The organism is Vibrio sp. JZG10 (genome assembly GCF_054064075.1).
In genome coordinates, this window is sequence record NZ_JBSUGE010000004.1 from 225,677 (window position 1) to 238,262 (window position 12,586).

14 protein-coding genes are annotated in these 12,586 nt (G+C 45.4%); 8 read left to right on the forward strand and 6 right to left on the reverse strand.

The window, feature by feature from the left end; translation table 11 throughout:
• Positions 1-28: 28 nt before the first annotated feature.
• The 6 genes from flhB to ACWYVB_RS07975 are packed head-to-tail and all read right to left on the reverse strand — an operon-like array spanning position 29 to position 4,175.
• Positions 29-1,156, reverse strand: coding sequence for a flagellar biosynthesis protein FlhB (flhB, locus tag ACWYVB_RS07950; protein WP_006741983.1), 1,128 nt, complete (start codon positions 1,154-1,156; stop codon positions 29-31).
• A complete protein-coding gene (gene fliR, locus ACWYVB_RS07955; RefSeq protein WP_006741982.1) occupies positions 1,153-1,929 on the reverse strand; it encodes a flagellar biosynthetic protein FliR in 777 nt (258 codons plus the stop codon). The genes flhB and fliR overlap by 4 nt, the downstream gene beginning before the upstream one ends.
• Complete coding sequence (fliQ, locus tag ACWYVB_RS07960) at positions 1,929-2,198, reverse strand: flagellar biosynthesis protein FliQ (protein WP_005375036.1); 270 nt, start codon at positions 2,196-2,198, stop codon at positions 1,929-1,931. Before fliQ ends, fliR begins: the two co-directional genes overlap by 1 nt.
• A gap of 13 nt (positions 2,199-2,211) precedes the next feature.
• Positions 2,212-2,970 carry a flagellar type III secretion system pore protein FliP gene (fliP, locus tag ACWYVB_RS07965; RefSeq protein WP_005398045.1) on the reverse strand — a complete coding sequence of 253 codons (759 nt, stop codon included), beginning with the start codon at positions 2,968-2,970 and terminating at the stop codon, positions 2,212-2,214.
• A gap of 18 nt (positions 2,971-2,988) precedes the next feature.
• Positions 2,989-3,360 carry a flagellar motor switch protein FliN gene (gene fliN, locus ACWYVB_RS07970; RefSeq protein WP_005398044.1) on the reverse strand — a complete coding sequence of 124 codons (372 nt, stop codon included), beginning with the start codon at positions 3,358-3,360 and terminating at the stop codon, positions 2,989-2,991.
• Positions 3,357-4,175, reverse strand: coding sequence for a FliM/FliN family flagellar motor switch protein (locus ACWYVB_RS07975; protein WP_005398043.1), 819 nt, complete (start codon positions 4,173-4,175; stop codon positions 3,357-3,359). The genes fliN and ACWYVB_RS07975 overlap by 4 nt, the downstream gene beginning before the upstream one ends.
• A 383-nt stretch (positions 4,176-4,558) precedes the next feature.
• Between ACWYVB_RS07975 and ACWYVB_RS07980 the strand changes: the two genes are divergently transcribed.
• Genes ACWYVB_RS07980 through fliJ form a run of 8 tightly spaced genes read left to right on the forward strand, consistent with a single transcriptional unit; the run spans position 4,559 to position 12,579 of the window.
• Positions 4,559-5,578 carry an OmpA family protein gene (locus ACWYVB_RS07980; protein ID WP_457528635.1) on the forward strand — a complete coding sequence of 340 codons (1,020 nt, stop codon included), beginning with the start codon at positions 4,559-4,561 and terminating at the stop codon, positions 5,576-5,578.
• On the forward strand, positions 5,578-6,909 hold the full coding sequence (locus ACWYVB_RS07985; RefSeq protein ID WP_006741978.1) for a sigma-54 interaction domain-containing protein: 1,332 nt from the start codon (positions 5,578-5,580) through the stop codon (positions 6,907-6,909). The genes ACWYVB_RS07980 and ACWYVB_RS07985 overlap by 1 nt, the downstream gene beginning before the upstream one ends.
• A gap of 15 nt (positions 6,910-6,924) precedes the next feature.
• The gene (gene fliE, locus ACWYVB_RS07990; protein WP_005375045.1) at positions 6,925-7,281 is read left to right on the forward strand and encodes a flagellar hook-basal body complex protein FliE; all 357 of its coding nucleotides are present in this window, start codon (positions 6,925-6,927) and stop codon (positions 7,279-7,281) included.
• Between the two features lie 3 nt (positions 7,282-7,284).
• Positions 7,285-9,033 carry a flagellar basal-body MS-ring/collar protein FliF gene (gene fliF / locus ACWYVB_RS07995; RefSeq protein ID WP_031780427.1) on the forward strand — a complete coding sequence of 583 codons (1,749 nt, stop codon included), beginning with the start codon at positions 7,285-7,287 and terminating at the stop codon, positions 9,031-9,033.
• Entirely contained in the window at positions 9,002-10,015 is a 1,014-nt protein-coding gene (locus ACWYVB_RS08000) for a flagellar motor switch protein FliG (RefSeq protein ID WP_005394839.1), read from the forward strand. The genes fliF and ACWYVB_RS08000 overlap by 32 nt, the downstream gene beginning before the upstream one ends.
• A gap of 4 nt (positions 10,016-10,019) precedes the next feature.
• A complete protein-coding gene (gene fliH, locus ACWYVB_RS08005) occupies positions 10,020-10,775 on the forward strand; it encodes a flagellar assembly protein FliH (RefSeq protein WP_005394841.1) in 756 nt (251 codons plus the stop codon).
• Positions 10,768-12,114, forward strand: coding sequence for a flagellar protein export ATPase FliI (gene fliI / locus ACWYVB_RS08010; protein WP_005394843.1), 1,347 nt, complete (start codon positions 10,768-10,770; stop codon positions 12,112-12,114). The genes fliH and fliI overlap by 8 nt, the downstream gene beginning before the upstream one ends.
• Before the next feature lie 24 nt (positions 12,115-12,138).
• Entirely contained in the window at positions 12,139-12,579 is a 441-nt protein-coding gene (fliJ, locus tag ACWYVB_RS08015; protein ID WP_005394844.1) for a flagellar export protein FliJ, read from the forward strand.
• Positions 12,580-12,586 lie beyond the last annotated feature (7 nt).

Genomic DNA, 12,586 nt, shown 5'->3' on the forward strand with positions numbered 1-12,586 from the left:
TTCGTGTCCTTGGATAAACGCGGGTTAATCAGTGCTGCAAATGTTTTGGAATCGAAAAATGAGGCAAAGGAGTTGGCTCTTTTCCTTCACCTTTACGGAAGGCTTTCAATTGCAAAACGTAAGTAAGAATATGTGCCACGGCAATGTACAGTTGGCTTGGGATTGCTTGTTCAATCGCTGTGGTGTGATAGATCGAACGAGTCAACGGTGGTGAGTTGATGATCTCCACCTTGTTTTCTCGGGCGATTCGTTGAATGTGCATGGCTGTTTCGTCTACGCCTTTTGCAACCACAAATGGAGCATCAGAAAGTGAAGGTTCGTACTTCAGAGCGACAGCGTAGTGAGTTGGGTTAGTGATGATCACGTCAGCCGTTGGTACCATCTTATCGATTTTACGGCGTGCAAACTGCTGTTGAATTTGACGGATTCGCTGCTTTACTTCTGGGCGGCCTTCGTTGTTCTTGAATTCTTCCTTCAGCTCTTGTTTGGTCATACGCAGCTCTTTTAGGTGCTCCCAACGTTGGTAGGGAATGTCTACAACACCAAATAACAACAACGCAAACCCCATCAACAGTAAGCCTTCAAAGAGAATAGACATCACCAGGGAAAAGCCTTGGCTTAAAGGTAAGTTTTGCATACCTAGCAGAGGCTGTAAGTGGTTGTCTAAATAGCCATATAAGATGCCGAAGATCACGGCTACTTTGAACGTGGACTTTAAGAGCTCAACCACTGAGCGTGTCGAAAAAATGCGCTTTATCCCACTTAAAGGATTAATTTTGCTCAGCTTTGGCATCACGTTCGCCGGACGGAACATCCAACCGCCTAGTACAAGGCTGCTACCACAGGTCACGATAATAATGACGGTAAACAACGGTAATAACATGTCGATGATTACCGCTAAACTTTGTCCTAATTGCTCGACAAGCTGTTTAGGGTTTTCTAGGTCGGCTCGCGTCAGCATCATGTTGTAGCGAAAAATACCTGACATACTTTCCCAAATGCTATTGAGCTGAGAGTAAAAGTAGAGCGCTACCGCTAGAAATATCACCGCAGTAGTAAACTCTTTTGCACGAGGAATTTGTCCTTCCTGACGTGCTTTTTTTACTTTCTGCGGCGAGGCTTTTTCAGTTTTGTCCTGAGACGATTGATCGCTCATGCGCCCCCCAACATAAAGTTACTCAAGTGTCTGATGGTGTCGTGCACAAGCGCGGTGTAGCGACCCGGCACACCAGATACTGAAATTAATACGCTGAACAGGCCAAGAAGCATCGTCATTGGAAAACCTAATGCATACACGTTGAGTGAGGGAGCGGCGCGATTCATCACACCAAAACTTATGTTGGCTAAGAGCATTGAAACAATAGCAGGCAACGCTAGTGCTAAAGCAGAGGCAAACATCCAGCCGAAAATATTTACAACGCCTTGCAGAGAAAGCGATGTGATGCCAGAACCGACCGGCCACACGACAAAACTTTGAATCACGATATCAATGACGAGCAAGTGTCCTTCTAGCGCGAGAAATAACAAGGTTGAAAATATAAGAAATATGCGGCCCAAAATGGCGACAGAAAGTCCGTTGATAGGATCATTCATCATTGCCATACCCAATCCCATTTGCAGAGAAACGACCTGACCAAGCATGGTGAAAACGTTAAAGAGCATGTGCAAAATTAGCCCAAACATCACGCCCCAAATCGCTTGCTCAAAAGCAAGGAATAGAGACGTCATGGAGAATAATTCGACTTGTGGCATTGGTGGCATCAATGGTGCGGTAATCACGACGATCGAAAGTGCCAGTAAGGTACGGATCCAAACGGGAATGATTGCATCACCAAAGAAGGGCATCGAAATAAATACAGCTCCCACACGAAAAAACGGCCACCAGAGTTGACCGAGTATCGCTGAGAGCTCTGCAAATGTGATGGCCATTAGCCAATCATCCCCGGTATGTTGTGGAATAAGAAATCAAACAGTTCCATGATTTTTCGGAGCATCCAATGACCCGCAAAAATCACCATCAATAGCGTAACGAGCAAACGTGGTAAAAAGCTGAGTGTTTGCTCGTTGATTTGTGTGGCGGCCTGGAAAACGGCGATACACAAACCGACAATTAAGCCAGGAACAACCAGTACCGCAACCATCAAAATGATCAGCCATACTGCATCGGAAAATAACGTTACGGTTAGTTCAGGGGTCATAGCATGCTCCTATTTAACCGAAACTGGCAGATAATGTGCCAACCGTCATTGCCCAGCCATCCACGAGTACAAACACCACCAGTTTAAAAGGGAGTGAAACAATCAAAGGCGATAGCATCATCATACCCATTGCCATGAGCACACTGGCGACAACCAAGTCGATAACCAAGAAGGGGATGAAGAGCATAAAGCCAATTTGAAAGGCGGTTTTTAGTTCACTGATGACAAACGCAGGCAAGACAACCGCAAAAGAAATATCTTCAACGTTTTGGTCGAGTGGTTCATTGGCAATGCGCAGCATTTGCTCAAGAGAGCTTTGATGAGTTTGTGCCAGCATGAACTCTCTCACTGGTTTCTCTGCTACAGAGAACGCTTGTATTAGCGTGATTTCACCATTGTCATACGGTTGAAATGCATTTTCATGAATATCGCTCCAAACAGGTCGCATGATCAGCAAGGTCAATGCCAAAGCAATCCCAACCAATACGCGGTTAGGAGGACTTTGTTGAAGACCAAGGGCTTGGCGCAAAATCGCGAGGACGACGATAATCCGAGTAAAGCTCGTTGCCATCAGAATGAATGCTGGAAGAAAACTGAGCGCCGTCATCAACAACAGAATTTGCAATTTAACGCTGTATTCTTGCTGTGTGTCGCCATCAGAAACGGACAGGATAGTTAAGCCGTTGTCTGCCGCCATGGTTGGGAAAGCAAACAAAAGTGACACCAGTACCAAAAGAGGTAACCAACGGTGCCAAGCGCTCAGATTTTTCATTGTGATGCCTACCTAAGATTATTGACCAACGCCACTCAATGCAGAGTCATGTACATCGATCAGACGAAGTCCGTACTTATCATTAACAACGACGACTTCAGCGTGACCCATTAGAGAGCCGTTTACCTTTACGTCTAAAGGCTCACCATTGAGCTTTTCAAGTTCGATAACCGTGCCTTCTCCGGCTTTCATTAAGTCCCCAAGTGGGATTTCTTTGCTTGCAACTTCCAGCGTGACAGTGACGGGAATACTTTTGAAAAAGCTAAGATCACGTTCCGCAGTTGCTGGTTCTTGTTGGAGCGTACTTTCAGCTTCAAAGTCTTCTAATTGAAAGTCGTCAAAGTTCAATTCTTCTGCGTCGAATGCATTCGTTTCTGGCGCTTCGCTCATCGCTGCGGTTCCTTATCAGGGTTAAAGATCAAAACAAGTTGGCCGTCTTGCTCAGCAATACGACCTGTAAATAAAGATTGGTTACCAATGCTGACTGGAACCGTATTAAGAAGCTCAATTGGTAAAATATCGTTAGGTTGTAAGCCAACAACGTCGCTCAACGGCATCTTCTTTTTACTTAAAACAACATTCAGTCGAACAGGCGTTGCCTCTAAAGAGCGACAGAATGGTTGGTACAAATCAGTATCGGGCTGCAGTTCAAGCTGCTCGATCAGTGTTTGAATAAGGTGGCTATCTAGTTTGAGATGAATTGAGCCTTGGTGATCGTCAAACGCGATGTTTAATTGCACGTTAATTCCAATCCCTCGGGGTGCTTCGTACTCACCCATTTCCCACATCTCACCTGGTGCAAGCCAACCAATAATGATACGACTGATTCGCTCTTGTAGGCGGAGATCACTTGCTGTCAGTGTTGTTGCTGAACGCTCAGTGCTGGCACCATAGAACCGATCCGCCAGTTTTATTAACGTGTGAGCATCTCCATGAACAAATACCATGCCGCCCTCTTGGTGTTGATAGGTTGACGTTTGGTCTTTATCCATTTTTATCGGTGTAAAGCGATGCAAGTCTACAGAGGTTAAGCTAGCTTCCACTTTACTCGTACTGAGCCAATTTTGTAATTCAATCGTAAGGCTGGAACAAGACTCTGAAATCAAGCCTTCAAGCTTTTCACGAATGATATGAATAGGTTTGCCTAATAATTCTACATCAAGTAGTTGAATATCAGAAATAGGCTCGCTAACTCTATTTTCCATTTATATTTTACCGTGCTTTAACAATCGAAACTGTTTTAACTTAATGGCGTGTAGTCTACACAGAAATTTTAATGATCTTTTAGTTTCAAACTCTAAGATTGTGACTTTAGTTCACATGTTGCCTTGAGCATATAGTCTTAATCTTTTAATAAAATTTAAAAAGGGTTAGTTTCCTTTATAAATTGCTTAATAAGAAAATATAAAAATATTAAGCGTTTTAGTTGTTATTAACTTTTTAAAACCATCTTCATGGTGTAACGGCTAATTTAGATAATAAAATTATAAAACATTGTTTTTAAAGCTTAAATATTGATTTTAAAGGTTTGGCCATGCTCTTGTGAGCATTTTGTAACCAGTTTCAATATTCAGAATAGGTAATTAACATGATTAGCTATGCCAGTTATCACGGCTTAGTGGCATATTTAATTAAATTGATAAGGTCATGGAATTGTAAGATATACATGGACTCTATCCGTTTGATAATTTGTAACACACTTATTTTTGTGAGTTTTATTTTTTCTAAACTAACATATTCTGGAGAGGTCTTAACAATACCAATGGATCTTTCAAAATGGATATATAAAGGAAATCTATTTGAGTGCAACTTATTGCAATCAAATAGATTGTATGGGAAGTTTTATTTCCGTTCGGAACCTAACAATAAAAATTATTTTATTTCCGATATACATTATGAAAATAATAAATGGAAAACGATTGCTCTAATAAGTCAAAGTGCCCCTTGGTCTAGTGAGCTTTATAGAAAAGAGTTTGCCACCCTTGATTTTACTAAGCCATCCCAACGATTTGTCTTCAGCAAAGGTGCTGATGAACTCATGGATTCAATTGCTACTGGTAACTGGGTGACGTTGTCACCAAAGGGAAGTAATGCTTCCTCTTTGTCAGAGATTGTGATTCCGACTATTCAAATTCAAAACGCGCTCAAGTCATTTAATGCCTGTCGAGCGCGTTTGCCTAAGCTTTCGTTTTCAGAGGCACGAAATCTTGTTCTGTCTTTTGACTTTGGTCAGAAGGCGCTCAGTCGTAAGCAGCAAGAAACGCTCGCAGCGTTAAATAGCTATGTATCTGTTGATGATCGTGTGACCAAGATCTTAATTGATGGCCACACCGATAACGTTGGTTCTAGCTTGGCGAACCTTTCAGTATCACGTACTAGAGCAGAACAAGTTGCCGAGGCCTTAGTTGAACTTGGTATTGATAAATCGATGATCGAAACAAGAGCGCATGGTTCTCGTTACCCAATTGCCAGCAATAGTTCGACGAAGGGCCAAGCGAAAAATCGACGTGTAACGTTGCGCCTAGTTAGAGATAACGAGCGAACGGCAGTGAAACACCACCCTGATGTACAACAACAAAATCAACAAACGAAAGTTAAGGTTCAATGATGACGAAAACGAAAATTTTGTTGGTTGAGCCGAATGAAGCTCTTGCTCAACCAGTATTGGATGTGTTGCAAAATGCAGGTTACACCGCAAAACACACTCGTACTGGCCGAGGCGCATTACTTGAAGAGCGAGCAGAAATCACTCTTGTGAGCTCTACTTTACCGGACATGTGTGTCCGCGAGTTTGTTGCTTGCCACCAAAAGCAACGTAACTCTGGTGTTGTTATCGCTATTGTCGATCAAGAGCAGGGAATCTTGGCGGCTGAGACGATGAAATCGGGAGCAACCGATTATCTATTACGCCCATTTGAAGCGAATCAGCTGCTTAATTTACTGAAGCGCGTTGAAGCGTTAGGTAAGCCAATGGCCAACATTGTTGCGGAATCTTGGCGAAGCAAGCAGGTACTGCAATTGGCGCATCGTGCCGCTTGCACCAGCGCCAGTGTGTTAATTACAGGCGAATCGGGAACGGGTAAAGAAGTGCTGGCTCGATATGTGCATGAGCACTCTCCACGTATTGATGGTCCATTTGTGGCGGTTAACTGCGCCGCCATTCCAGAGTCGATGCTAGAAGCGGTTCTATTTGGTCATGTAAAAGGTGCCTTCACAGGAGCGACTAACTCTCAAAGCGGTAAGTTTGAAGAAGCGAATGGCGGGACGATTTTGCTAGATGAAATCGGTGAAATGTCCCCTGCAGTTCAAGCCAAGTTATTACGCGTTCTTCAAGAGCGTGAAGTGGAACGCGTAGGCAGCCACAAGGCGGTGAAGCTTGATATTCGTGTTATTGCGGCAACCAATAAAGACTTACGTGAAGAAGTTCAAAAAGGCACATTCCGTGAAGACCTTTATTACCGATTGGATGTTTTGCCTCTGCACTGGCCTCCTTTGCGTGAAAGAAAAGAAGACATTTTACCGATCAGCCAATTCTTTATTGAAAAGTATCAAGATAGCAGTCGCTGTCATCTATCCCAAGATGCGATCAGTGCGCTGAGTCAGTATCACTGGCCAGGTAATATTCGCGAGTTGGAAAATGTCATTCAGCGTGCATTGGTCATGCGTCATGGTGACTACATTACTGCCCATGATCTGATGCTGCCTATTGAACTTGTTGCGCCAGTTCCATCCGCTGAGCCAGCTTCAAGCTTTGGTCATGTAGAAGCGAAGAAGCAGGCCGAATATCAATTTATTTTAGAAAAATTACGTCAGTTTGGTGGAAACCGAACGAAAACCGCAAACGCGCTTGGAGTCTCTACTCGAGCGCTACGCTACAAACTCGCAGCCATGCGAGAACATGGTATTGATTTACAGTCGGCACTAGGCTCGGCTGCCTAATAGGAGAAAAAATAGATGGCAAGTCAACCTACTCATGCGGTCTCGGCAGAGCAACTTATGTTGTCAAAAATGCAGGCGATGCAGGCACAAGTGCAGCCGCCAGAGTTTATCGTGAGTGCAAATCCTTTAGATCAACAATCACTAAACGCACCATTATCGTTCTCACAAGCGATGACAAATGTGTTGGATACAGTGAATCAACATCAATCAGTGGCTAGTCAAAAAATGACGGCCGTAGAAACAGGAAAAAGTGATGACCTAGTTGGTGCGATGGTCGCTAGCCAAAAAGCCAGCTTATCATTTAATGCTTTGATGCAAGTGCGCAACAAAGTCGTGACCTCATTTGAAGATATTATGAAGATGCCGGTGTAATTCATGTCAGAACTAACCCCCCAAGTCGCCGGAAATACAGCCATGACCTCCGGCTCAGCACAGACATTTTCTACTGCGAATAGCATGGACGATGTAACAACGAAGCTGAAGCAAATCTGGTCGAGTAGCCAGAGAAACCTAGTGTTATCTGCCGTACTCGCTGCGATTGTTGCGGCAATCATTGTGGTCGCTCTTTGGAGTTCCTCACAAAGCTTCCGTCCACTGTATAGCCAACAAGAACGTTTTGATATCGGAGAGATTGTCTCGGTATTAGAAAGTGAAGGTGTGAGCTACCGTATGCAAGAGCAAAATGGCCAAGTTCTTGTGCCAGAAGGCGAAGTTGCGAAAGTTCGCATGTTGCTTGCGTCAAAAGGTGTTAAAGCCAAACTGCCGACAGGTTTGGATTCGCTTAAAGAAGACAGCTCTCTCGGTACAAGCCAATTTATGGAAACGGCGCGTTACCGTCATGGTTTAGAAGGTGAGTTAGTACGCACTATCATGTCTCTGAATTCAGTGGCGAATGCGCGTGTTCACTTAGCTATTCCTCGTCAAACCTTATTTGTTCGTCAAAACAGCGAGAACCCTTCAGCGTCAGTGATGCTTGAGCTGAAACCTGGCGAAGACCTCAAGTCTGAGCAAGTTGAAGCAATCATCAACTTAGTGGTTGGTAGCGTGACGGCGATGAAGCCTGAATTTGTATCTGTTATCGACCAATATGGCCGTTTGCTCAGTGCAGATGTTGCTTCGGCGGAAGCAGGTAAAGTCAATGCAAAATACCTTGAATATCAAAAGAACGTTGAGAAGCAGATCATTCAACGCGCAGCAGACATGCTTACGCCAATTGTGGGTCCGAGTAACTTCCGTGTGCAAGTCGCTGCTGATATGGACTTTAGCCAAGTTGAAGAAACGCAAGAGATTTTGGATAACGCACCTGTCGTACGTAACGAGCACACCATTCACAACAACTCAGTTGACCAAATTGCGCTAGGCGTACCAGGTTCTCTAAGCAACCAACCGCCGGTAACTGGTGAAGAAGTAGAAACGAACGATAGCCAAAACACCAACGCACGCTCTGAAGTAAACCGTCAGTATGCAGTGGGGAGTAGTGTTCGTCGTACTCAATACCAACAAGGTCAAATTGAGAAAATGAGCGTGTCGGTACTGTTGAACTCGAAAGCCTCTCCGGATGGTGTTGCTTGGAGTGAAGCAGATAAAGAGCAGATTTCAAATATGATCATGGATGCTGTCGGTATTTCTGCGGCACGAGGTGACAGCTTAAGCTTGATGAGTTTCAACTTCACTCCAATTGAAATTGATGCGCCTCCTGCGCTGCCGTGGTGGCAAGACCCTACAGTACAGCAGCCAATACGTTACGTTATCGGTGGTTTGTTAGGCTTGGCGATGATCTTCTTCGTACTACGCCCATTGATCATGCACCTCACAGGCGTTGATAAGCCAGTACCAGAGTTAGACTTTGCTGAACCGCAAGAAGAGCCTGATTACGACAACCTGCAAACGCGTGAAGAGCGTGAACATGAAGAAGTGCTTGATCGCCGTCTATCAGAAAAAGGTATCTCAGCCTCTTCCGGCTTAGATGTAAACAGCGACATGCTGCCTCCAGCCGGTTCGCCACTAGAGATTCAATTGAAACACCTACAGCTTATTGCCAATGAAGAGCCAGAGCGCGTAGCCGAAATACTGAAACAATGGGTAAACATCAATGAACACAGTTCCATCAAAGCAGACGCTTAGTTATGTAGAACAAACCGCGCTCGTGCTATTAGGCATGGGCGAGGATGCCGCTGCGAAGGTTTTACAGCACTTTAGCCGTGATGAAACCCAGCGGGTGACTCGTGCAATGGCGAAGTTGAATGGCATTAAGAGCGATTCCGCTCGCGGCGTTATTCAAACTTTCTTTGAAGACTTTCGTGAGCACAGTGGCATTCGTGGAGCTTCTAAAGAATATTTGTCCAATACGCTACGTAAAGCATTGGGTAATGATTTGGCAAAAGGGCTGCTGAATACGCTGTATGGTGATGAAATTCGCAACAATATGCAGCGCTTACAGTGGGTGGAAGCAGAAACGCTTGCTCGTTTCATTGTGAATGAGCACCCGCAAATGCAAGCGATTTTTCTTGCGTATTTGCCAGCCGATAGCTCTTCAGCGGTGTTGAAGCACCTGCCACAAGATTACCATGACGAAATCTTGTTCCGAATTGCTCAGCTGCAAGACATCGATCATCAAGTTGCTATTGATTTGCATGAGCTCGTTGAGCGCTGCATTGAAAAAGTATCTGCAAGCCAAAGCACACCGCTATCTGGTGTCAAGCAAGCTGCTGACATCATTAACCGCTTTGAAGGTGATCGCGGGTCGTTGATGGAAATGCTGAAGTTGCATGATGAAGATGTCGTTAATGCCATTGAAGAGAATATGTTCGACTTTATGGTTCTTGGTCGTCAGCGTGAAGAAACCATGGACATGCTGGTGCAGCAGATCCCACTAGAATTGTGGGCGGTTGCACTTAAAGGTTCAGAAATTACGTTACAGCAAGCCATTAAACGTTCTATGCCTCAGCGTATGGTGAAAGCACTGGAAGACGATATGGAAGCGCGCGGGGCTGTTGCGCTAAGTCGTGTTCAAAAAGCGCGTCAAGACATCATGCAAATGGTGCGTGAATTGGATGAATCTGGTGAAGTTCAGTTGCTTCTTTATGAAGAGCCAACGGTGGAGTAACGTCATGGTAGAGACAAAATCAAGTACGATGCGACTGCCGCCGAGTGGATACCGTTTGCACCGTTTTCCGCCTTTGGCGCAGCCTAAGGCTATAGAAGACGAATTCGGGCTAGATAACCAAGGTTGGCAAGAGCCGCAAGTTGATATTCAACAGCAGCTTGAAGCCGGTTTTCAACAAGGTTTACAACAAGGGCATGAAGAAGGCTTACGTCAAGGTATCGAGCAGGGTAAGCAACAAGGTCTGTTAGATGGGCAAAAAGAAGGCTTCCAAAAAGGCTTTGTGTCTGGTGAGCAGTCAGGAAAACAGAGCTTTCTAGAGGCGGCGAAACCCGTGAACGAGCTCTTTCATGCGCTGTCTCGCTGGCAAGACGAAAAAGAGCAACAGCAACGTCATATGATTTGTGAGCTGGTACAAAAAGTGGCTCAGCAAGTGATTCGTGCTGAGCTCACTTTAATGCCTCAACAGATCCTTGCCTTGGTGGATGAGACATTGTCTGCCATGCCTGGTAAAGCGGAAACCGTAACCGTGCATTTAAATCCGCAGGATTTAGAACGAATTACTCACATTAATGCTGATCTGCCACAATCTTGGAAACTGGTGGCTAATACGGAACTTCCGATTGGTGGCTGTCAACTAGTGACCGATGATGCAGAGGCGGATGCAAGTTGCGACTCTCGTTTAGAAGCCTGTATGGACAATGTAAAACAACACCTTTTGGATGAAGTTAGTATTCCGCAGGTAGAATCAGAGCATGAGTAATACCTTAAGCCATGAGCTATTGAGTGAGCGTTTGAGCGAAGCATTGGCTTCGCTCGATTCAATCCCTGTTGCTCGCGTGACAGGGCGCTTGATTAAAGTAAACGGCTTAATGTTACAAGCCGTTGGGTGCCGGTTTAAACTGGAGCAGCGCTGTCTCGTAGAAACCGCAGAAGGCGACATGATCGAAGCGCAAGTGGTGGGCTTTGAGCACACTATTGCTTACCTAATGCCTATTCGGCGCTTAGGTGGCTTATTTGCTGGTGCGAAAGTCATTCCTCTGGACGGTGACAGTACCGTGCAGTTAAGTGCTCAGTGGTTAGGGCGAGTGCTGAATGGTTTAGGTGAGCCGTTGGACGACGGGGCACCGCTTAAAGGGGGAGATCGTGTTTCACTTGAACCAAAACCGATTAACCCATTGAAGCGACGTCCTGTTGATACCCCACTCAACGTTGGGGTGCGCGCAATCAATGGACTCTTGACCGTCGGAAAAGGGCAACGCATTGGCTTAATGGCGGGCAGTGGTGTCGGTAAAAGTGTTTTAATGGGGATGATCACCAAAAACACCGAAGCCGATGTGATTGTGGTCGGTCTTATTGGTGAGCGAGGCCGAGAGGTACGCGAGTTCATCGAACGAAACTTAACCCCAGAGGCGCGCAAGAAGGCGATTATCATCGCAGCTCCTGCTGATGAATCCCCGCTGATGAGGTTAAGAGCGACACTGCTTTGTCATCGCGTTTCCGAGTATTTTCGAGATCAAGGCAAAGATGTTCTGTTGTTGATGGACTCTCTCACTCGATACGCCATGGCACAGCGTGAAATCGCTCTTTCGCTTGGCGAGCCTCCGGCATCTCGCGGTTATCCGCCCTCTGTCTTCAGCGTGTTACCGCAACTCCTTGAGCGTGCGGGCAACAGTGAAAATCAGCACGGTAGCCTAACCGCAATTTATACCGTGTTGGCGGAAGGGGACGACCAGCAAGATCCTGTCGTGGATTCTGCGCGTGCTATCTTAGATGGGCATGTTGTATTATCGCGTCAACTTGCCGAGCAAGGGCACTATCCTGCCATTGATATTAATGCGTCTATCAGCCGTTGTATGAGTACCTGTACACAGGAGGCGCATAGCACGATCGCGAATAATTTCCGCCAGATGTACTCCAACTATCTTCAGGTGAAAGAACTGTTGCCGTTAGGAGGCTATCAACCGGGGCAAGATCCTGAATTAGATCAATCTGTTGCTATGTATCCAAACTTACGTGCGTATTTACAACAAGCCGCCAATGAGTCAGTGGATTACCCAACCAGTTTGACCGAGCTTGCGCAGCTTTTTCAAAGTGCTTAACCAAATGGGAGTGGTATCGTTGAGATGAAATCCAAGTTAAAAGCAGTGGGTAAGCTGCAACAAATGGAAGAAAAGCAACGTGATCGTGTGGGTCAGCAACTTGATGCCATGCGTCAACGTCACTCCCATCTTTCAATGCAGTTGGAACAATTGTCAGCATTGAAAGGCCATGCGGGACAATCAACCAGAACTGTTCCAACACTGACAAGCGCAGCACTGATGAACTTTAACCGTGTCGATCAAATGCTGCAAAAAATGCTTCGCCACCATGAGCATGAACAAGCCGTCATGCAAGCGGAATGCGCGTCTGTACAGAAAACGCTGGAGCACAAACACGCTCGTGTTCAAGGGTTAGAAAAAGTGCTCGAACGATGGCGTACTAAGCAAAATTATGAAAAAGCGAAAAAAGAGCAAAAAATAATAGAAGACATCATCAACTCTCGTGTTAAGCGCAAGATATTATGATGTCTTA